The 20989-nt window shown below is 63.3% G+C and carries 14 protein-coding genes and 1 pseudogene; 10 read left to right on the top strand and 5 right to left on the bottom strand.

Going from position 1 to position 20989, the window contains the following annotated elements; genetic code table 11:
- Positions 1–47: 47 nt before the first annotated feature.
- Positions 48–704, bottom strand: a complete 657-nt coding sequence (locus tag FB597_RS08520) for a glutathione S-transferase family protein (RefSeq protein ID WP_144769192.1) — start codon at positions 702–704, stop codon at positions 48–50.
- Between the two features lie 321 nt (positions 705–1025).
- On the opposite strand from FB597_RS08520, the gene FB597_RS08515 reads away from it, so the two are divergent.
- The 4 genes from FB597_RS08515 (at position 1026) to FB597_RS08500 (ending at position 9389) form a co-directional block, all read left to right on the top strand.
- On the top strand, positions 1026–2252 hold the full coding sequence (locus FB597_RS08515) for a polyhydroxyalkanoate depolymerase (protein ID WP_144769190.1): 1227 nt from the start codon (positions 1026–1028) through the stop codon (positions 2250–2252).
- Between the two features lie 176 nt (positions 2253–2428).
- On the top strand, positions 2429–5803 hold the full coding sequence (locus FB597_RS08510; RefSeq protein ID WP_144769188.1) for a DUF2126 domain-containing protein: 3375 nt from the start codon (positions 2429–2431) through the stop codon (positions 5801–5803).
- Positions 5804–5917: 114 nt separating this feature from the next.
- Positions 5918–8422, top strand: coding sequence for a circularly permuted type 2 ATP-grasp protein (locus FB597_RS08505; protein WP_144769186.1), 2505 nt, complete (start codon positions 5918–5920; stop codon positions 8420–8422).
- Position 8423: 1 nt separating this feature from the next.
- Positions 8424–9389, top strand: coding sequence for a transglutaminase family protein (locus FB597_RS08500; protein ID WP_144769184.1), 966 nt, complete (start codon positions 8424–8426; stop codon positions 9387–9389).
- Between the two features lie 105 nt (positions 9390–9494).
- On the opposite strand, the gene FB597_RS08495 is transcribed toward FB597_RS08500, so the two are convergent.
- The 3 genes and pseudogenes from FB597_RS08495 to FB597_RS08485 all read right to left on the bottom strand — a co-directional run.
- On the bottom strand, positions 9495–11069 hold the full coding sequence (locus tag FB597_RS08495) for a methyl-accepting chemotaxis protein (protein ID WP_144769182.1): 1575 nt from the start codon (positions 11067–11069) through the stop codon (positions 9495–9497).
- 213 nt (positions 11070–11282) lie between these two features.
- Positions 11283–13151 carry a sodium:solute symporter family protein gene (locus FB597_RS08490; RefSeq protein ID WP_255517118.1) on the bottom strand — a complete coding sequence of 623 codons (1869 nt, stop codon included), beginning with the start codon at positions 13149–13151 and terminating at the stop codon, positions 11283–11285.
- Positions 13152–13305: 154 nt separating this feature from the next.
- A pseudogene (locus FB597_RS08485) lies at positions 13306–13899 on the bottom strand (tetratricopeptide repeat protein); the annotation flags it as partial.
- A gap of 507 nt (positions 13900–14406) precedes the next feature.
- Here FB597_RS08485 and recA point away from each other — a divergent pair.
- The 6 genes from recA to FB597_RS08455 all read left to right on the top strand — a co-directional run bounded on the left by recA (position 14407) and on the right by FB597_RS08455 (position 20408).
- Positions 14407–15456: a recombinase RecA gene (gene recA / locus FB597_RS08480; RefSeq protein WP_141914403.1), complete on the top strand. Its 1050-nt coding sequence runs from the start codon at positions 14407–14409 to the stop codon at positions 15454–15456.
- Positions 15457–15730: 274 nt separating this feature from the next.
- Positions 15731–16198 carry a recombination regulator RecX gene (gene recX / locus FB597_RS08475; RefSeq protein ID WP_144769180.1) on the top strand — a complete coding sequence of 156 codons (468 nt, stop codon included), beginning with the start codon at positions 15731–15733 and terminating at the stop codon, positions 16196–16198.
- Between the two features lie 486 nt (positions 16199–16684).
- Positions 16685–17845, top strand: a complete 1161-nt coding sequence (gene sucC / locus FB597_RS08470; RefSeq protein ID WP_144769178.1) for an ADP-forming succinate--CoA ligase subunit beta — start codon at positions 16685–16687, stop codon at positions 17843–17845.
- Between the two features lie 100 nt (positions 17846–17945).
- The gene (gene sucD / locus FB597_RS08465; RefSeq protein ID WP_141914400.1) at positions 17946–18827 is read left to right on the top strand and encodes a succinate--CoA ligase subunit alpha; all 882 of its coding nucleotides are present in this window, start codon (positions 17946–17948) and stop codon (positions 18825–18827) included.
- Positions 18828–19028: 201 nt separating this feature from the next.
- Positions 19029–19757: a TerC family protein gene (locus FB597_RS08460; protein ID WP_141914399.1), complete on the top strand. Its 729-nt coding sequence runs from the start codon at positions 19029–19031 to the stop codon at positions 19755–19757.
- A 144-nt stretch (positions 19758–19901) separates the two neighbouring features.
- Positions 19902–20408: a pilin gene (locus tag FB597_RS08455; protein WP_144769176.1), complete on the top strand. Its 507-nt coding sequence runs from the start codon at positions 19902–19904 to the stop codon at positions 20406–20408.
- 67 nt (positions 20409–20475) lie between these two features.
- On the opposite strand, the gene moaC is transcribed toward FB597_RS08455, so the two are convergent.
- On the bottom strand, positions 20476–20985 hold the full coding sequence (gene moaC / locus FB597_RS08450; RefSeq protein ID WP_144769174.1) for a cyclic pyranopterin monophosphate synthase MoaC: 510 nt from the start codon (positions 20983–20985) through the stop codon (positions 20476–20478).
- Positions 20986–20989 lie beyond the last annotated feature (4 nt).

Raw genomic sequence — 20989 nt, 5'->3', positions numbered from 1 at the left:
GCGGCCGCCGCACCCGCGGGCGCGTTCGATTTTCCAGCGAACGCGTCCTAAAACTCCACATCCAGCTCATCAATGTCTTCCGGCTCCTTCTTGGCGGCGGTGATCCATTCCTGCATCTCCGGCATGGCCATGATGCGCTTGCCATAGGCCGCGCACACCGGATCGAGCTTGATGTCGTAGGTGACGAAGCGCGTCACTACCGGCGCATACATGGCGTCGGCCATGGTGCGCTGCTCGCCGAACAGGAAGGGGCCGCCGTACTTGGCCAGGCATTCCTTCCAGATGGTGGTGATGCGGTGGATGTCGGCTTCGGCGCGCGACCATACCTTGAAGTTGGGGAAGTGCGCCTTGAGGTTCATCGGCAATGCCGCGCGCAGCGCCGAGAAGCCCGAATGCATTTCGCCGCATACCGCGCGGCAGTGCGCGCGGGCGGCCTGGTCGGCCGGCAGCAGCAGCGCCCCGGGACGGATTTCGTTGAGGTATTCGGCAATGGCCAGGGTGTCCCACACCAGCACGCTGCCATGCTTGAGGCTGGGCACCAGGATGGAGGAAGACAGCAGCAGGATCTCCGCGCGCGCGGTCGGATCGTCCGGCGGCACGATGTCTTCCTCGAAAGACAACCCGGCGAACTTGACCAGGAGCCAGCCGCGTAAGGACCAGGAAGAGTAGTTCTTGCTGGTGATGCGCAAAGTCGTCTTAGGCATGTCAGTCCTTTATCTGTTTTCTTGCAATGTTGACTTTGGGCACGACGTTGCCGGCGCGGATACGCTGGCGCAGGCACGACATCGTTGCCGCTTTTGTTCCCGTGTTTGTCCGGCCGGGATGGAAGGCGGCAGCTGGAGCATGTGCTTGCAAAGCGCGTGCCAGCCTGCGGATTTGTCGCGGCCCACGGTCGACAAAAAATGCCGCGATGGCGGCCCGCGGGCCGCGCCGCGAAAGGCATCGGTGGATATCAGTGGCATGCATATTGCATCGCAAGGAAGACTGCGAGCGAACACTATAAGAGACAGAAGGGCGGCGTCCTCATGATCAATACCTACCAGCTCTACCAGCAATATGCAGACGCCACCGATCCCCTGCGGACTTGCGCCAGGATGATGGCGCCCGTGTTCGGGTACCAATGGCCGGGCTTGCCGGCGCATCCTGTCATGCGCAGGCTGGCGTCGGCCTGCGAAGTGTTCGCGCGTACCCAGCTCACCCACGTCCGCCCGGATTTCGGGATCGCCGCCGTTGACGATGATGGGTGCACAGTTTCGGTGCGCGAGGAGGTCGTCGCCGGAACGCCTTTTTGCAGCCTGCTGCATTTTCGCAAGGAAATTCCGGATGCCCAGCCCAAGGTGCTGGTGGTGGCGCCGATGTCGGGCCACTTCGCCACCTTGCTGCGCGGCACGGTCAACACCCTGTTGCTCCATCACGATGTCTACATCACCGATTGGCACAATGCGCGCGACATCCCGCTCGGGCATGGTAAGTTCGGCATGGATGAATACGTTTCCCACATCATCTCCTTTCTCGAGATCCTGGGGCCGGGCGCCCATCTGCTGGCGGTTTGCCAGCCTACCGTGGCGGCCCTGACGGCGGCCGCCGTGATGGCCGACGACGGCAATGCGGCGCAGCCGCGCACTATGACGCTGATGGCCGGCCCGCTCGACACGCGGGTCAATCCCACCGCCGTCAATGCCCTGGCCAAGAGCAAGCCGATCGCCTGGTTCGAAAAGAACATGGTCAGCACCGTGCCGGCCCGCCATGCGGGCGGCGGCCGGCGCGTGTATCCGGGTTTCATGCAACTGGCCGCGTTCATGAACATGAACCTGAACCGCCACGTCGACGCTTTCCGTAACCTGTACCGCCACCTAGCCGACGGGGATGACGAGAAGGCCTCGCAGATCAAGACCTTCTATGAAGAATACTTCGCCATGTCGGACTTGCCGGCCGAGTTTTACCTGGAGACGGTGCAACTGGTGTTCCAGGAGCATGCGCTGCCGCTGGGCTCGTTGCAATACCAGGGGCGCGCCGTCAATCCGCGCGCCATCCGCCGCACCGCGCTGTTGACCATCGAGGGCGAGAAGGACGACATCTGCGCCGTCGGCCAGACGGTGGCCGCACAGGAAATGTGCAGCAGCATCCGGCCTTACATGCGCTTGCACCACGTTCAGACGGCCGTGGGACATTACGGCGTCTTCAACGGCCGCCGCTGGGAAAACGAAATCTATCCACGCCTGCGGGATTTCATTAATATGCATCACAGGTAGGTACGGCGGCGTAGTCGCAGTTCCAGGGGAGGGGTAATGAACAGGTTTCACGCATAACCCGGTATGCATCACCGTCGCTGCGCCCGCCTTGCGCAACCGGAAAGGCGCATGGAGCGGATGACGGAAATGCAGATCGCAGTCAGGTATTCATCATTTGCTCGCCGTAAAGGATCTCCATGTCAATTCACGTGGCGCTGAACCATGTCACCTCGTACCGGTATGACCGTCCAATCAACCTCGGGCCGCAAGTCGTCCGCCTGCGTCCCGCCCCGCACAGCCGTACCCGCATCCTGAGCTATTCGCTGCGCATCCTGCCGGAGCCACACTTCATCAACTGGCAGCAGGATCCCGAGGCCAATTACCTGGCGCGCCTGGTGTTCCCGGAGAAAACCACCGAATTCAAGATCGAGGTCGACCTGGTGGCCGAGATGTCGGTCATCAACCCGTTCGATTTCTTCCTCGAACCCTACGCCGAGCAATTCCCCTTCGAGTACGCCAAGGACTTGCAGAACGAACTGATGCCGTACCGGCAGAAGCTGCCGTTGTCACCTTTGTTCAAGAAATTCCTCGATGGGATTTCACGCGAGAAAATGGGCAGCGCCAATTTCCTGGTCGCGTTGAACCAGAAGCTGGCCAACCACATCGATTACACCATCCGCATGGAACCCGGCGTACAGACCCCGGAGCAGACGCTGGAACTGAAGTCGGGCTCCTGCCGCGACTCGTCCTGGCTGCTGGTGCAACTGATGCGGCATCTGGGGCTGGCGGCGCGCTTTGTCTCCGGCTACCTGATCCAGCTGACGGCCGACCAGAAATCGCTGGACGGCCCCTCCGGCCCCGAGGCCGACTTCACCGACCTGCATGCCTGGTGCGAGGTCTACCTGCCGGGCGCCGGCTGGATCGGGTTGGACCCAACCTCGGGGCTGTTCGCCGGCGAAGGCCACATCCCGCTGTCGTGCACGCCCGAACCGGCTTCGGCGGCGCCGGTGTCGGGCCTGGTCGACCCCTGCGAAGTCGAGTTTGAGCATCTGATGAGCGTCAAGCGCATCTGGGAAGCGCCGCGCGTGACCAAGCCCTACAGCGAGGAGCAGTGGGCCGAGATCGAAGCGCTCGGCCACGCCATCGACCGCGACCTGGTCGCCAACGATGTGCGCCTGACCATGGGCGGCGAGCCGACCTTCGTCTCGCTCGACCATCCGGACGAGCCGGAATGGAATACCTCCGCCATGGGGCCGACCAAGAAGCCGCTGGCGGCCGCGCTCTACCACCGCATGCGCGACAAGTACGCGGCGCAAGGCCTGCCGCATTTCGGCCAGGGCAAGTGGTACCCCGGCGAGCAGTTGCCGCGCTGGGCGCTGAACTGCTACTGGCGGCGCGACGGCGAACCGATCTGGCTCAATCCCGCGCTCATCGGCGACGAGACCCAGCCGAACGTGGCCGACAAGATCGTCACCAGCCACTTCCTGCACCGCGTGGCGCAGCGTCTGAAGCTGGATGGCAAGAACGTGTTCCCCGCCTACGAGGACGTGTTCTACTACATGTGGCGCGAGCGCCGCTTGCCCGGCAACGTCGACCCCTTCGATTCGCGCGTGGACGACAAGCAGGAGCGCGAACGCCTGATGCGGGTGTTCACGCAAGGCCTGCAAAGCGCGGCGGGCCACGTGCTGCCGCTGGCGCGCCGCTTCGACGGCCGCGGCTGGCAGAGCGGCAGCTGGTTCCTGCGCAGCGAGCGCTGCTACCTGTATCCGGGCGATTCGCCGCTGGGTTATCGCCTGCCGCTCGATTCGCTGCCCTGGGTGAGCGCCAGCGAATATCCGGCGGTATATCCGGCCGATCCGTCGCAGGCGTTCAAGGGGCTGCCCGGCGCGGCCGAGATCCGGCGCCAGGCTGGCGGCCCGCAACAGCCGCCGTTGCGCGTGGGGGAGCCCATCGGCGCCGCCGCGGCCAGGCCGGCGCGGGGGCAGATCGGTGAGGCTGCGGACAATGCCAGCAATGCCGCCAGCGTAACGCCGGCGCATGGCGAATCGGCCAACGGGATCACTCGCACCGCGCTGTCGGCTGAAGTGCGCAATGGCGTGCTCTACCTGTTCATGCCGCCGCTGGCGCAACTGGAGCATTACCTGGAACTGGTGGCCGTTATCGAAGCGGTGGCGGAGGAACTCAAGCAGCCGGTGCTGCTGGAAGGCTACGAGCCGCCCAACGACCCGCGCTTGCGCAAGTTCAGCGTCACGCCGGACCCCGGCGTGATCGAGGTCAACATCCAGCCGGCCAACAACTGGAGCGAACTGGTCGAACAGACCACCCACCTGTACGAGGCCGCGCGCGAGTCGCGCCTGACCACCGAGAAGTTCATGCTGGACGGCCATCACTCCGGCACCGGCGGCGGCAACCACATGGTGCTGGGCGGCATCACCACCGGCGACTCGCCCTTCCTGCGCCGGCCGGATTTGCTGCGCAGCCTGATTTCGTACTGGCACAACCATCCGTCGCTGTCCTACCTGTTCTCGGGCATGTTCATCGGCCCGACCTCGCAAGCGCCGCGCATCGACGAGGCGCGCAACGATTCGACGGTGGAGATCGAGCTGGCTTTCGCCGAGATGGACAAGCAGGTCGCCAAGGGCGAATGCCCACCGTGGCTGGTGGATCGGCTGCTGCGCAACCTGCTGATCGACGTCACCGGCAACACCCACCGCGCCGAGTTCTGCATCGACAAGATGTATTCGCCCGACAGCGCCACCGGCCGCCTGGGCCTGCTGGAGCTGCGCGCCTTCGAGATGCCGCCGCATGCGCGCATGAGCCTGACCCAGCAGTTGTTGCTGCGCGGCCTGGTGGCGCGTTTCTGGCAGCAGCCGTACCAGCCGGCAAGGCTGGTGCGCTGGGGCACCGAACTGCACGACCGCTTCCTGCTGCCGCATTTCATCGCGCAGGATTTCCGCGACGTGATCGACGACATGAACGAGGCCGGCTACGCCATGAAGGCCGAGTGGTTCGCGCCGCACATGGAATTCCGCTGCCCCAAGATCGGCGACTATGCGGTCAAGGGCATGGAGATCGAATTGCGCACGGCGCTGGAGCCCTGGCATGTGCTGGGCGAGGAAAGCAGCGGCGGCGGCACCGCGCGCTATGTCGATTCCTCGCTGGAGCGCTTGCAGGTGAAGGTGTCCGGCATGGCTTCCGACCGTTATGTGCTCACCTGCAACGGCGTATCCGTGCCGCTGCAGCCTACCGGCACGGTCGGCCAGTTCGTGGCTGGCATCCGCTACCGCGCCTGGCAGCCGCCATCGGCGCTGCACCCGACCATCCCGGTGGATTCGCCGCTGACCTTCGACCTGGTCGATACCTGGAACGGCCGCAGCCTGGGCGGATGCCAGTACCACGTGGTGCATCCGGGCGGGCGCAATTACGAGACTTTCCCGGTCAACGCCTTCGAGGCCGAAAGCCGCCGGTTGGCGCGCTACTTCCGCCTCAACCACACGCCGGGGAAATTCGATGTGCAGCCGGCGCGGCCGTCTGTCGAGTTTCCTTTTACGTTAGACTTACGTTACTTCTAACTCATCCGGGCGCGGCGTTCGCGCCGCGCCGGTCCTCCCGCCCACGCAAGCCGGTTCGCCGGCGCCAACAGGCAGCGGCGGACCCGCCCGCATCGCGCCCGCCCAGCCCCATTTATGCATCAGCGTTTACTGGAAAGCTATTCGGCCAACAGCGATCGTTACGACGAAATGCTGTCAGCCGACGGCCGCCTGCGGCCGCATTGGCGGACGCTGATCGACCAGCTGGAAAACCTGTCGCCGGAGATGTTGCGCCGGCGCGCCAGCGAAGTGCGCGAGGCCATCGCTTCCGATGGCGTCACCTACAACGTCTACGCCGATCCCAAGGGCGCCAACCGCCCGTGGGAGCTGGACTTGCTGCCGCACATCGTGGCGGCCGACGAGTGGCAGTTCCTGGCCAAGGCGGTGGCCCAGCGCGCGCGCCTGATGAACGCGGTGCTGGCCGACCTGTACGGCGAGCAGGCCCTGCTCAGCGAAGGCCTGCTGCCGCCGGCGCTGGTGTTCGGCCAGCACGGCTACCTGATGCCGTGCCATGGCATCCGGCCGCCGGGCGGCGTGCATTTGCATGCTTATGCGATCGACCTGGCGCGCTCGGCCGATGGCACCTGGTGGGTGGTGTCGGACCGCACCCAGGGGCCGTCAGGCACCGGCTACGCCCTGCAGAACCGCCAGATCATGGCGCGCGCCATGCCCGAGGCGCTGCGCGACATGCACGTGCAATCGCCGCATGGCTACTTCCACACGCTGCGCGCCATGCTCACGCAACTGGCGCCGGCCAATGGCGAGATGCCGCTGATCGTGCTGCTCACGCCCGGCCCCTACAACGAAACCTATTCGGAGCATGTGTTCCTGGCGCATACGCTGGGCTTCCCGCTGGTTGAAGGCGTCGACCTGACGGTGCGCGGCGACCAGGTGTTCCTGAAGACCCTGAACGGCCTGCGCCGCGTGCATGCCATCCTGCGCCGCATGGACGACGATTATTGCGATCCGCTGGAATTGCGCGCCGATTCGGCGCTGGGAATTCCCGGCCTGACGCAGGCCGCGCGCCTGGGCAATGTACTGGTGGCCAATTCGCTGGGCAGCGGCGTGCTGGAATCGACCGCGTTGCACGGTTTCCTGCCGGCCATCAGCGAGCGCCTGCTGGGCGAGCCGCTGGCGCTGCCGGCGGTGGCGTCCTGGTGGTGCGGCGAGAAGCCTGCGCTGGATTACACGCTGGAGCATCTCGACGACCTGGTCATCGTGCCGGCCTTTTCTTCCATGCGCATGCAGCCGGTATTCGGCCATACCGTCACCGGCGCGGCGCGGCGCCGCCTGATCGAAAGCCTGCAACTGCAGCCGCACGCCTATGCGGCTCAGGAATGGGTGCGCCTGTCGCAGGCGCCGGTGATGTCGCGCAGCGGCGACTATGGCCTGATGGGGCGCACCATCAGCCTGCGCGTGTTTGCCGTGGCCGACGGCCGCGGCGGTTACCAGGTGATGCCGGGCGGCCTGACCCGCGTGGCGTCGCGCCAGCGCCGCGACGTGGTGTCGATGCAGCAGGGCGGCACCACCAAGGATGTCTGGGTGCTGCGTGAAAGCGAACCCGGTCCGGCCGAGCAACTGCCCGATGATGTCGTCGATACGGTCAACGGCACGCTGATCCGCAGCACCGTCGATGTGTCTTCCCACTCCGGCGAAAACCTGTTCTGGATGGGGCGCTATTCGGAGCGCGTGAAGAACCTGGCGCGCCTGCTGCGCACCACCTTGCAATACACGATGGACGGCCAGAGCGAAAGCCGCGGCATCCTGGGCAGCGTGAGCTGGATTTGCGGCCAGCTTGGCGTGCTCATGCCCAAGTCCGATCCTCGCCCGACCATCACCGGCCTGCAGCAAAGCCTGCAGGCCGCCGTCATCGATTCATCGGCGCCGGTCAGCGTGGCGACCCAGGTGCGCCAGCTGGCGCACGCGGCCTACCAGGTGCGCGAACACCTGTCGCTGGACAATTGGCATGCCCTGACCAAGATGCCGGCTATGGTGCAGGAGCGCATCAGTACGCCCACCGGCGCCCAGCATGTGCTGGGCAATGTGATCGACGCCTGTTCCGGCTTGGCCGGCCATGCCCTGGACGACATGACGCGCGACGCCGGCTGGCAGTTCCTGATGGTGGGGCGCCATATCGAGCGCATGGTCAACATGGCCACGCTGTTCGACAACTTCCTGCGCCTGCCGACGGCGCGCCAGACCGCGGCGCTGTCGTGGCTGCTGGAGTCGGCCAGCAGCATCGTCACCTACCGCGTGCGCTATCGGCGCACGCCGGAGTGGCTGCCGGTGTTGCACTTGCTGGTGTTCGATGCCAGCAATCCGCACGGCATGGCTTATCAGTTCCGCATGCTGCAGCAATACCTCGCCGACATCGCGCAGCAACTGGGCTTGCTGAGCATGACCATTCCGGCGCACCTGGCCGGCCAGCTGGAGGCGATGAGCCTGTCCGACTTCGCGCACGGATCGCCTACCATGGAAGAGGCCAACGCGCGCCTGGCGCAATTGATGCGCGACGCCGTCAGCGGCGGCTATATGCTGTCGGACGACTTGTCGCGCCATTACTTCACGCCGTTGACGGCGCCGGTCAGCCAGGGAGTATGAAATGACGGAAAAAGACACCGCCGGCCAGGCCGCCGACGAACGCGTCATCTACCAGATCCACCACCAGACCACTTACCAGTATTCGCTGCCGGTGCGCCTGTCGCACCAGATGCTGCATCTCACCCCGCGCGAGCTGGCCTGGCAGCGTTGCCTGTCGCACCAGGTCAATATCCAGCCGGCGCCGGCGCTGGTGCGCAGCTATGAAGACAATTTCGGCAACGTCATCAAGGCATTCTCGCTGGACACCGACCATAGCAGCCTCGACGTGGTCGCCGAGTCCTGGGTCGAGTTGAGGCCGCGCCTGCTGCCGGCGCATTCCATGCCGTGGGAGGAGGCGGTCGCATTGCTGTCCTACCAGGGGGCGCGGCCTCTGCCGCCGGAGATGCTGGATGCGTCCAATTTCCTGTTCGAGTCTTCCCATGTGCGCATCAAGCGCGAGTTCATCCATTACGCCGAGCAATGCTTCACGCCGGGGTTGTCGTTGCTGGACGGGGTGCGCGCGCTGATGCTGCGCATCTTCGATGAATTCGCGTTCGATCCGGCCGCCACCACCGTTTCCACGCCGGTGACCGATGTGTTCGCCAACCGGCGCGGCGTGTGCCAGGACTTTGCGCACCTGATGTTGTCCTGCCTGCGCTCGGTCGGACTGGCCGCGCGCTACGTCAGCGGCTACCTGCTGACCCAGCCGCCGCCGGGCCAGCCGCGCCTGGTGGGGGCCGACGCCTCGCATGCCTGGGTCTCGGTGTATTGCCCCGGACGCGATGGCCAGGCCGGCGTGTGGATCGACGCCGATCCCACCAACGGCCTGTTTCCCGGCACCAGCCACATCACGCTGGGATGGGGGCGCGATTTCCTCGATGTCTCGCCTTTGCGCGGCGTACTGATCGGCGGCGGCCAGCAAACCATGCAGGTGGCAGTCACGGTGATGCCGGGCGAAGAGGCGGGCGAACTGGCGTTCGCGGTCTAGGTGTCTATGTAGGCAGGCGGGATGGCGCAACCCGGTTCTTGTCGGGTTGCTGCATGGAAATCCATGACGGATACCGCCTTGCCAGGCGCGGCGGCGGCCCGGGATTTAAGCCTGCGGCTTGAGCATGAATATGCTGACGGCCTGCTGCAGGCGCTGCGCCTGGTCCTGCAGGGTCTGCGCGGCGGCGGCGGCCTGTTCCACCAGCGCCGCATTTTGCTGCGTGGTCTGGTCCATCTGCACGATGGCGTCGTTGATTTGCTGGATGCCCGAGGCCTGTTCGCGCCCGGCTTCGGTAATCTCGGCGACCACGTCGCATACCTTGCGGATGCTCTCGACCACGCCATCCATGGTGCTGCCGGTCTGCTGCACCAGCTGGTAGCCGCTGTCGACGTTGCTGACCGATTCTTCGATCAGGGCCTTGATTTCCTTGGCCGCCGATGCGCTGCGCTGGGCCAGCGAGCGCACCTCCGAGGCGACCACGGCGAAGCCGCGTCCCTGTTCGCCGGCGCGCGCAGCTTCCACTGCGGCATTCAACGCCAGGATATTGGTCTGGAAGGAAATGCCGTCGATCACGTTGATGATGTTGACGATCTGCTTGGACGATGAATCGATCGCATTCATGGTGGCGATCATGCGTTGCACCGACTGGCCCGCATTCTCGGCGATCTCGGAAGCCGAGATGGCCAACTGGCTGGCCTGCGCCGCGTTATCGGCGTTTTGCCGCACGGTGGAGGTCAGTTCTTCGATGGCCGCCGCAGTTTCTTCCAGCGAGCCGGCCTGCTGCTCGGTGCGCGACGAGAGGTCGAAGTTCCCGGTGGCGATCTGGGTGGTGGCGACGGCGATGGCATCGCTGCCGGTGCGCACCTCGCTGACGATCTCCTGCAGGTTGCCGTTCATCGATTTCATGGCATGCAGCAAGCTGGTTTTCTTGCCGTCGACGGTGATCTGGCTGCTGAGGTCGCCGGCGGCGATGCGGTTGGCGATGTCGGCGGCATACGCCGGCTCGCCTCCCAGTTGGCCGACCAGCCCGCGCGAGATGGCCAGCGCCAGGACGATGCCGATGGCCAGCGCGATGACGCCCAGTACCAGTATGGTGTGTTTGGCGACCAGGTAGAACGAGGTCGCCTCCGCGCTGGCTTCATTGTTGAGGCGGTCTTCCAGTGCGACCAGCTCACCCAGTTTCACGCGGCGTTCCGTTTGCTTGGCAGTCAGGCCACTGGCCAGCAACTGGCGCACGCCCTCGATGTCGTCGACGTCCGCCAGTTCGGTCAGCTTTTGCAGCAACGGTGCGGCGGACGCTGAAAGTGCCTTGACCTGTGCCATGGCGGCTGTTTCGATGTCGGCCGTCTCTGCCAGGGTGCTGAACATCGTATCGAGTTCCTTTTCGATGCCCTGGTAATTGGCGATTTCCTTCCTGATGCGTTCGGTGAAGATTTTGCGCGCCGCAGCATCTGGCGCCAGCAGGAGGTCGCGCGTGGCCATCGACTGCTCATACAGCGAGGTGCGCAAGGCCACTGCCAGTCGCGCTTCGACATTGTTGACGTTGCTGATGGAGTTGAGACGGGTATTGATTTCGCCCATGAGGTTCACGCCAATGGCGATGACCAGCGCCAGCAACCCCAGCACGACGCCGAATCCCACGTTCAGGCGATTGGAGACTTTCATTTGAGACAGTTTCATCGGTGAGCCCTTTCTTGGTCTTGATTATTAGAGGGGGCGGGGATGATGGCCGATGTCGTCTTGCCCTTGCCGTCCCCCCGGACGTCAAGGATTTCCCCGTGAGTTGAAGATTGTAAGGCCCGAAAGGCTTGTCGCGGAACGGCGATCAGAGCGGGTTTTACCTCGCTTTTTGCGATCGAGCCGGACCGGCTCGCAATGTGTTGCCGCAGGAAATCATGGCGTGCGGATGTGGTCGATCAGCGCGATGGTAGCTTCGTCCGGCGGCGGCGTGAGCAGGCTGACGATGACCATGGCCGCGATGCCCACCGGCACGCCGAACACGCCGGCGGAGATCGGCGCGATGTGGAACCACTGGCCGGCGGCGCTGCCGCCGAAGGTCGGGTTGGTGTGCAGCATGTAGTACACGCACATCAAAAAGCCGCACACGATGCCGGCCACCGCGCCGGCCTGGTTGGCGCGTTTCCAGAACACGCCCAGCACCAGCGCCGGGAACAGGGTGGAACCGGCCAGCGAGAAGGCGGCGCCGACCATCGACAGGATATCGCCCGGTTTGAGCGAGGCGGCATAGGCCGCCAGCAGCGCCACCACCAGCAACAGCAGCTTGGAGATGGTCACGCGTTTCTGGGTCGAGGCGCTGGGGTCGACCACCTTGTAGTAGATGTCGTGCGAGAGCGCGTTGGAGATCGTCAGCAGCAGGCCGTCGGCGGTCGAGAGCGCCGCCGCCAGGCCGCCGGCGGCGACCAGTCCGGAAACGAAGTAGGGCAGCCCGGCGATTTCGGGCATGGCCAGCACGATGATGTCGCCATCCATCGAGATTTCGCCCAGTTGCACCAGGCCGTCGCGGTTGAGGTCGGTAATGGAGACCAGCGGATTGACCTTGTCGATGTTGGCCCAGTAATAGACCCAGTCGGGCAGGTGGTTGTAGCTGCTGCCGACCAGCGAGGTGTAGATGTCGTATTTCACCAGCACGGTCAGGGCCGGCACCGATAGGTAGATCAGCATGATGAAAAACAGCGTCCAGAATACCGACTTGCGCGCGGCCGACACGGTGGGCGTGGTGTAGTAGCGCATCAGGATGTGCGGCAGCGCGGCGGTGCCCAGCATCAGGCAGAACACCAGCGCGAGGAAATTGTTGCGCTTGATGTCGGAACTCTCTTTGTCGCGGCCGGGGAAGGGTTCGGTCTGCGAGACCGGCGGCTGCGCCCGTATGAGGTTGGCGGCGCGCGCGTCGCTCCAGCGCCGCTCGGCTTCTCCTGCACTTTTCGGATAGGACGACAGGGCGCGGCTGGCGGCCTTGATTTCAGCCAGCGAGGCGTGCGTGTCGCGCTTGACTTCGTCGATGTGGCGCTGCGCTTCCAGGCGCCCTTCTTCCCAGGAGTGGGGCAGGTTCTTCAGTTTGTATTCGAGCTCGTCGGCGCGCGCCTGGAAGATCTTGCGGATCTCCTGTTCCTTGGGGGCATCTTCGAGCTTGTGTTCGATCGCCTTGAGCTTGGGCAGCACCGCGCCGTAAGCCACCGGCGGCACCGGGACCGTGGTGTGCTTGGCCGACAGCCAGACCACCGGGATCAGGTAGGCGAACAGGATGATGATGTATTGGGCCACCTGGGTCCAGGTGATGGCGCGCATGCCGCCGAGGAAGGAGCACACCAGGATGCTGGCCAGGCCGAGGAAGATGCCGATCGAGAAATCGATGCCGGTGAAGCGCGAGGTGATCAGGCCCACGCCGTAGATCTGCGCCACCACGTAGGTGAAGGAAATCAGGATGGTGGCGGCCACGGCCAGGATGCGGATCGGCGTGCCGCCGAATTTTCCCGGATAGCGCGCGGCCAGGAAGTCGGCGATGGTGTATTGGCCGAACTTGCGCAGGTAAGGGGCGATCAGCAGTGCCACCAGGCAGTAGCCGCCGGTCCAGCCGAGGATATAGGCCAGGCCGTCGAAACCTTGCAGGTAGAGTCCGCCGGCCAGGCTGATGAAGGTGGCGGCCGAGATCCAGTCGGCGGCGGTGGCCATGCCGTTGAACAGGGGCGGCACGCGGCGCCCGGCGACGTAGTATTCGGGCACGTCCGAGGTGCGGCAGACCACGCCCCACCAGCCGGCTGCGGCGGGCCGAGGGAATGATTTCGGAGGACATGGTCAGCGCCGCCAGCGCGCCGTCCTGGTTGCCCTGCGCCTCGTCGATCTGCGCCAGCAGGTCATAGGCGGCGATGAACTGCTTGTTCTGGGCGAGCACTTCCTCGACCGTCTTGCGCGCATCATCCAGCTGGCCGGCCACGATATTGCAGCGCGCCAGGCCGAGCTTGGCCCACACCAGGTCGTCGCGCATGGCCAGGGCCTGCGCATACACCTCGCGCGCTTCGTCGATGCGGCGCTGGTCGACCAGCAGCGTGCCCTTGGTCTTCATGATTTCGACGATCCACTTGGGCGCGGCCTTGAGCACGTTGTCGCATTCGGCGATGGCGCCGGCGAAATCCTTGCGCTTCATCTTTTCGGTCACCGGCAGCATGGCGTGTTGCTTTTCCAGCAGGCGATCGACGCGTTCGGCGATGCGGCTGGCGGTGAGCGGCTTGAGCATGTAGGCGTCGGGCTGGAACTCGGCGGCGCTGGCTACCAGGTTGTAGCCGCTTTCGGCGGTCACCATGATGAACATGGAGGTCGGCGAAAGCATGTTCTGGGTACGGAAGAACTCCAGCAATTGCTGGCCGTTGCTTTCCTTGTTCAGGTTGTAGTCGCAGATGATGAGGTCGTAAGTGCCGGCCTGGACGAAACGGATCGCCTCGTCAGGCGTGGCGGCTTGATCCACTTTGGTCACGCCGAGTTGGCCGAGGTGCATCCGGATGTTCTGGCGCATCGTCGGCATGTCGTCGATGATCAGGCAGCGCAAGGCGCTGATATGGCTAAAGGGCACTAAACTCATGACAACAATCTAAAACAGTCTCTATCTCGTTATATTGCAAGCCTGCAATGTATATCAAGCCGGCATGCGCCCGTCGCAAGGTTAGGGGCGAAAACGGCATCCATTTCTGGAACACATGTCACTCCTGTTGTGAAATGTGTTCCAGGAAAAACGCGAGTTTGACGGTTTTTGCTTTTGCTTGCAGTACTTGTGTCGCATTTCTGCGGCCAATCCTCCCGATCTTTTATAATCGGCCCCTCGACCGCGGGGATCGGCCTTCGTCCCCCGGGTGACAAAAAAGCTTGCGCGAATCACTGTTTTTTTATACAGTACTGCTTCATGAGTGCAGCGACACAGAATTGACCGGTGCGCAGTTTCCGGCGCACTGAAGAGATACGTCCTGCAGTAGACACCTTCTTCACGACCTTTTGCCGAAAGAGATTTATGGACGACAAAAAAGCTGCAAACAACTCTGAAAAGGGCAAGGCGCTTGCCGCCGCATTGGCGCAGATCGAAAAGCAATTCGGCAAGGGCTCCGTGATGCGCATGGAAGACGGCGCCGTCGCCGAGGAAGTCCAGGTCTTTTCGACCGGCTCCCTGGGGCTGGACATCGCATTGGGCGTCGGCGGCCTGCCGCGCGGCCGTGTCGTCGAGATTTACGGCCCGGAATCCTCGGGTAAAACCACGCTGACGCTGCAAGCCATTGCCGAAATGCAAAAACTGGGCGGCACCTGCGCCTTCATCGATGCCGAACACGCGCTGGATGTCACCTACGCGCAAAAGCTGGGCGTCAACCTGCACGACTTGCTGATCTCGCAACCCGACACCGGCGAGCAGGCCCTTGAGATTACCGACGCACTGGTGCGCTCGGGCGCGGTCGACCTGATCGTGGTCGACTCGGTTGCGGCGCTGACCCCCAAGGCCGAAATCGAAGGCGACATGGGCGACTCCCTGCCCGGCCTGCAGGCCCGCCTGATGTCGCAGGCATTGCGCAAGCTGACCGGCAGCATCAACCGCACCAATACCACCGTCATCTTCATCAACCAGATCCGCATGAAGATCGGCGTCATGTTCGGCAATCCGGAAACCACCACCGGCGGCAATGCGCTCAAGTTCTATGCATCCGTGCGCCTGGATATCCGCCGCACCGGTTCGATCAAGTCCGGCGACGAAGTCATCGGCAGCGAAACCAAGGTCAAGGTCGTCAAGAACAAGGTGGCCCCGCCGTTCCGCGAAGCCCACTTCGATATCCTGTATGGCGAAGGCACCTCGCGCGAAGGCGAAATCCTCGATCTCGGTTCCGAGCACAAGGTGGTGGAAAAATCCGGCGCCTGGTACAGCTACAACGGCGAACGTATCGGCCAGGGCAAGGACAATGCGCGCAACTTCCTGAAGGAACACCCGGAACTGGCGCGTGAAATTGAAAACAAGGTGCGCATCGCGCTCGGCGTGCCGCAACTGGCCAACGGCGAGGCCGAAGTCCAGGCATCGTAATCCGCAAGAACCTGCCGTCGTGGGCGCCATGCTCTTATCGGCGTACTAGTATGGCCGGGGCAGCGGCAAGGGATGCCTCTCCCGTCGTTGCTGTCCCGGTAGTTGTCGCCGTTGCCGGCGTTGTATGGTGTTATTTGCGATGCCGGCGATGGTTGGTGTTTCTGTCGTTGCTGTTTTGCAGTATCCGTTTTGCCTGCATGTCCGCATGCGTTCAGCGTTTTTGACGTATGCAGTCACAGTTTCATCCGCCTCATAGCCCGTGTAGTCGAACGTCATGCCTAGACCGCCGATCAGCCTGAAAGCACGGGCGCTCAAATATCTCTCTTCACGTGAGCATAGTCGCCTGGAACTTGCGCGTAAGCTGACCCCTTACGCGCAAGAGGGCGATGATGTCGAAGCCTTGCTCAACTGGCTCGAACAATCCCGTTTCCTTTCCGCAGAGCGTTTTTCCGAATCCCTGGTGCACCGGCGCGCGGCGCGTTATGGCAACAATCGCATCTTGTCCGAGCTGCAAAGTCACGGCATCGAAGGCGAGGCGCTGTCCGAGCTGAAATCCGGCCTGGCTGAAGACGAAGGGATCCGTGCGGCCCAGGTACTGCGGCGCAAATTCAGCGAGCCGCCGGTCGATGCCGAGTCTCGCGCCAAGCGTATGCGTTTTTTGCAGCAGCGGGGTTTTTCCCACCGCAGCATCCGTGAAGCGCTCAATACCGCCTGGTCGGATGACGACGGGCCGGATGCCTGATTAAGGTGCGAGCGCCATGGCGTCGTTCGGCTGATGCCTCCCCGGTAGCGATTGAAAGGCTCAGGCGCAGGTCTTTATCGGCAAGGTTAGCGCTACCATCCCTCAGCACCCCTGCCCTGTGCTAGAATTCGGAAGTTTTTGCTGCGGCGCGGTAGCCGATAAATGTCGATTATTGCTGTTTTCTTGAAAGCGGCGGGTCGATGTAAGGCTGGCGACAGCAGGGAAGACGGATAATGCGGATCGCTCCGGTGCATGCCGGCGAGATGCGAATATCAGAGACCAACTCATGCAGACGGCATGCACATGCCCAATTTTACGAATCCTTTCGCAACCCGCGCAGCTCATGTCTGCGCCAGTTCTCGTCCGGCAACGGATGCGACGCCCGCCTGCGGGTTGCGGTCTGCTTTCTCGTCAGCCGGCATTGCGCCGATGACGGAATTTCAATCCGGCAAGTTTTATTCAATTAGTGTCTAAAGGGAAGCTCCCATGAAAATCCATGAGTATCAGGGTAAAGAAATCCTGCGCCAGTTTGGCGTAACCGTTCCGCGCGGCGTTCCTTGCATGTCGGTCGACGAAGTCGAAGCGGCAGCCAAGAGCCTGGGCGGCTCGGTTTGGGTCGTGAAGGCACAGATCCACGCCGGCGGTCGCGGCAAGGGTGGCGGCGTGAAGGTGGCCAAGTCCATCGAACAGGTCAAGGAATACGCCAACCAGATCATGGGCATGCAGCTGGTCACGCACCAGACCGGTCCTGAAGGCCAGAAGGTTCGCCGCCTGCTGATCGAAGAAGGCGCCGACATCAAGAAGGAACTGTACGTTTCCCTGGTGACCGATCGCGTCAGCCAGAAGGTCGTGCTGATGGCTTCCAGCGAAGGCGGCATGGACATCGAGGAAGTTGCCCACAGCAACCCGGAAAAAATCCACAACGTGATCATCGATCCAGTCACCGGCCTGACCGATGCCGACGCCGATGACGTGGCCGCCAAGATCGGCGTGCCGGCCGCTTCCATCCCCGAAGCGCGCAAGAACCTGCAAGGCCTGTACAAGGCTTACTGGGAAACCGACGCTTCCCTGGCCGAAATCAACCCGCTGATCCTGACCGGCGACGGCAAGGTCATCGCCCTGGACGCCAAGTTCAACTTCGACTCCAACGCCCTGTTCCGCCATCCGGAAATCGTCGCCTACCGCGACCTGGACGAAGAAGATCCGGCTGAAGTCGAGGCTTCCAAGTTCGACCTGGCCTACATCTCGCTGGACGGCAACATCGGCTGCCTGGTCAACGGCGCCGGCCTGGCCATGGCGACCATGGACACCATCAAGCTGTTCGGCGGCGAACCGGCCAACTTCCTGGACGTGGGCGGCGGCGCCACCACCGAGAAGGTCACCGAAGCCTTCAAGATCATGCTGAAGAACCCGGGCCTGAAGGCCATCCTGGTCAACATCTTCGGCGGCATCATGCGCTGTGACGTGATCGCCGAAGGCGTGATCGCCGCATCCAAGGCGGTTTCGCTGAAGGTGCCTCTGGTGGTGCGCATGAAGGGCACCAACGAAGAGATCGGCAAGAAGCTGCTGGCTGAATCCGGTTTGCCGATCATCTCGGCCGACTCGATGGAAGAAGCCGCGCAAAAGGTCGTGGCTGCAGCCAAGTAAGTAACCCAACACGAAAGCCCGCGCCGGCAAAGTCCGGAGCCAGAAAACAGATTGCGCACCGACCGAAGCCGGGCGCGGGCATCACAGTCAAGGAAGAGAAATGTCGATCCTCATCAACAAAGACACCAAGGTCATTACCCAAGGCATCACTGGCAAGACCGGCCAGTTCCACACCCGCATGTGCCGCGACTACGCAAACGGCAAGAACGCGTTCGTCGCCGGCGTGAACCCGAAGAAGGCCGGTGAAGACTTCGAAGGCATCCCCATCTACGCCAACGTGACCGACGCCAAGAAGGCCACCGGCGCTACCGTCTCGGTGATCTACGTGCCGCCTGCCGGCGCCGCCGCCGCGATCTGGGAAGCGGTCGAAGCCGAACTGGACCTGGCCATCTGCATCACCGAAGGCATTCCCGTGCGCGACATGCTGGCCCTGAAGGACCGCATGGCCAAGGCCGGCTCCAAGACCCTGCTGCTGGGCCCGAACTGCCCCGGCCTGATCACCCCGGACGAAATCAAGATCGGCATCATGCCGGGCCACATCCACAAGAAGGGCCGCATCGGCGTGGTGTCGCGCTCGGGCACCCTGACCTATGAAGCCGTCGGCCAGCTGACCGCGCTGGGCCTGGGCCAATCGTCGGCAGTGGGCATCGGCGGCGACCCGATCAACGGCTTGAAGCACATCGACGTGATGAAGGCATTCAACGACGATCCGGACACCGACGCCGTCATCATGATCGGTGAAATCGGCGGTCCTGACGAAGCCAACGCTGCGCGCTGGATCAAGGACAACATGAAGAAGCCGGTGGTCGGCTTCATCGCCGGCGTGACCGCGCCTCCGGGCAAGCGCATGGGCCACGCAGGCGCGCTGATCTCCGGCGGCGCCGACACTGCCGAAGCCAAGCTGGCGATCATGGAAGAGTGCGGCATCAAGGTGACCCGCAACCCGTCCGAAATGGGCCGCCTGTTGAAGTCGGTGCTGTAATTTAGCGCCAACGCGGAACCTGCAAGACAAGCATGGGGAGCTTCGGCTCCCCATGTTCATTTATGGAGGCGGCGGCATCATCGGTTGCCGCCGCTACGCGTTTGTGCCGATGCAGGCATTGCGGTGCGCCCGGCAAAGCAGGAGAATCGCGCTGGCGCATGATGCGCACAATGGCGCGATTTCTCATCACAAAGGAAACGAATGGAATTTCTGGCAAATCTGAACTGGATCGCGGTTGGGCAAATCATCCTGATCGACATCCTGCTCGGCGGCGACAACGCCATCGTGATCGCGCTGGCCTGCCGCAACCTGCCGGCCAAGCTGCGCATGAAGGGCATCGTCTGGGGCACCCTGGGCGCCATTGCGATCCGCATCGCCTTGATCGCTTTCGCCGTGACCATGCTGGAGCTGCCATACCTGAAACTGATCGGCGGCCTGTTGCTGCTGTGGATCGGCGTCAAGCTGCTCAACGAGGATGACGGCCATGCCGAAGTCAGCGGCAGCGACCGCCTGTGGGGCGCGGTCAAGACCGTGATCGTGGCCGACCTGGTGATGAGCCTGGATAACGTGATCGCCATTGCCAGCGCGGCCGAGCAAGCCGGCGAGCACCAGATGGCGCTGGTGGTATTCGGCATCGTCGTCAGCATTCCCATCATCGTCTGGGGCAGCACGCTGGTCTTGAAATTGATGGAGAAATTCCCAGTTATCATCACGCTGGGCGCCGCATTGCTCGGCTATATCGCCGGCGGCATGATTTTCAGCGATGTCGGCATCCAGCCGCACCTGCAGAGTTTCATCCCCGACAGCGAATTCGTCGTTCCCGGCGCGCAATTGCACCTGAGCCTGCCCGGCCTGATCGGCGCCATCGGCGTGGTGCTGGTCGGACTGAACCTGAAGCGCAGGACGCAGGAGAAGAGCGGCCAGCCCTGAGCCGGCCAGCCGGATCAGCCGCGCACGCTTGATCCAGGTCAGCGTGGCGGAGATTAAATTCTGCTAGTTTGGAAGTATTTCTCTTTGCAGCACCATGGGCGCTGCCGATACTGGCAACGTCTTCCATTTTTAAACAGGAACGCAATGAAAACCGCTGTCGGCAACAAGAAGCAACAAGGTTTCACCCTGATCGAACTGATGGTGACGCTCGCCATCATCGGCATCCTCGCCACCATCGGCGCCACTCAGTTCCAGGACTACATCGCGCGTTCGCGCGTGGCCGAAGGGCTGAACCTGGCCGCACCTTACAAGCTGGCGGTGGCGGAGCAGGCCAATACCAACAATGGCGTCTTCACAGTGGCGCAGCTGGGATTGCCGGGCTTCGTAAAAACCGAGAATGTGGAAAACATCACCGTCACTCCCATGCAAACGCGCGGCGTGGGCGGCGTCATTACGATCACTTTCAACAAGCGTGTCGGCAACGGCGGTACATTGACGTTGACCCCGACCCTGACCGCCTCTTCCATCCAATGGCAGTGCGCGGCAGCCGGTGTGGCGCAGGCAACGCCGCCGGAAGGCGCGCCGCGCAATAGCGGATTTGCCGCCGGCACGCTGGAAGCGCGCTACGCGCCCGCCAACTGCCGTGAATGATTCGCCATCGGACGGACTGCCTGAGCACCCATGAAAAAGCGCCCTGCGGGGCGCTTTTTCGCAAGGCCTATGGCCGCGCCATGCTGATATCGCTTTTCCCGCCGCGTTTTTCCGTCACGCAGATATCGGTCATCACCATGGTCTTGTCGACCGCCTTGCTCATGTCGTAGACGGTCAATAACCCGACCTGCACCGCCGTCAGCGCTTCCATTTCCACCCCGGTCTTGCCATGGGTTTCCACGCGCGCGGTGCATCGCACGCTGGCGTTGGCGGCGTCGGTTTCAAACTCCACCGCCACCCGCGTCAGCGCCAGCGGATGGCACAGCGGGATCAGGTCCGACGTGCGCTTGGCGGCCATGATGGCGGCGATGCGCGCAATGCCCAGGATATCGCCCTTCTTGGCGGTGCCGGATTCGATGATGGCCAGCGTCTCCGGTTTCATGCGGATCACGCCGCTGGCCACAGCCACGCGGTGCGATTCGCGCTTGCCGCCGACGTCGACCATGTGGGCCTGGCCGCCTTGGTCGAAATGGGTGAGGCCGTCGCTGGGAGGTTGCTGGTCGCTGGGTATGCTCATGTGC

It is taken from the genome of Herbaspirillum sp. SJZ099, from assembly GCF_007828355.1.
Classification (GTDB): Bacteria; Pseudomonadota; Gammaproteobacteria; order Burkholderiales; family Burkholderiaceae_D; genus Herbaspirillum.
This window is presented reverse-complemented; position numbering and strand designations above follow the sequence as displayed.